1 pseudogene is annotated in these 661 nt (G+C 51.4%); it reads left to right on the forward strand.

Annotation, left to right across the window (positions count from 1 at the left end):
• Positions 1–303: pseudogene (locus PORUE0001_RS08620) on the forward strand (conjugative transposon protein TraJ); the annotation flags it as partial.
• Between the last annotated feature and the right edge of the window lie 358 nt (positions 304–661).

Below are 661 nucleotides of genomic sequence, written 5' to 3' on the forward strand. Positions count from 1 at the left end.
TTGATGGTGCAGAAGGATATTGCAGCATTGAGTGACCCCAACTATCTGCCTGATTCGGGTAGCTGGTACTACATTGTCTTCTTCCTGATTGGTATCGTGGGGTACTTCTGTGTTCCTACGGTAGCGGGCTGGATTATAGAGGCTGGTGGTGGTATCGGGGCGTACGGACGCAATGTCAATCAGACGGCGCAACGAGGTGCCCAAGGTGCCTATACGGGAGGTAAGGCAGTAGCTGGCGCCACTGGGTCTATGGCCGGCAACGTAGGCGGACGTATCAAAGGGGCACTTATCAAGGGCAAATAGCGTCCCTTCAGCCGAAGGGTGGCTATGACACGCTTGATGAGGATGCAATGACCACGTGATGGTCGTATGACGGTCAGGTGGGTAGGATTAGCTCCTCCTATGTGTGTCAATGTAGCAGCTGGGGAGGTAATCGTAGTGCCTGCCGTGTGGCACTAGAGTTTCCTACCCATGAAACTAGAGTTTCCTACCCATGAAACTAGAGTTTCCTACCCATGAAACTAGAGTTTCCTACCTATGAAACTACAGTTTCTTACCTATGAAACTACAGTTTCTCCCGTATGAAACTGCAGTGCCAAGTGGGGGTGGCACTAGAGTTTCACCCGTATGGCACTACAGTACCAAGGCACATTGGCACTAG

It is taken from the genome of Porphyromonas uenonis 60-3, from assembly GCF_000174775.1.
GTDB lineage: Bacteria > Bacteroidota > Bacteroidia > Bacteroidales > Porphyromonadaceae > Porphyromonas > Porphyromonas uenonis_A.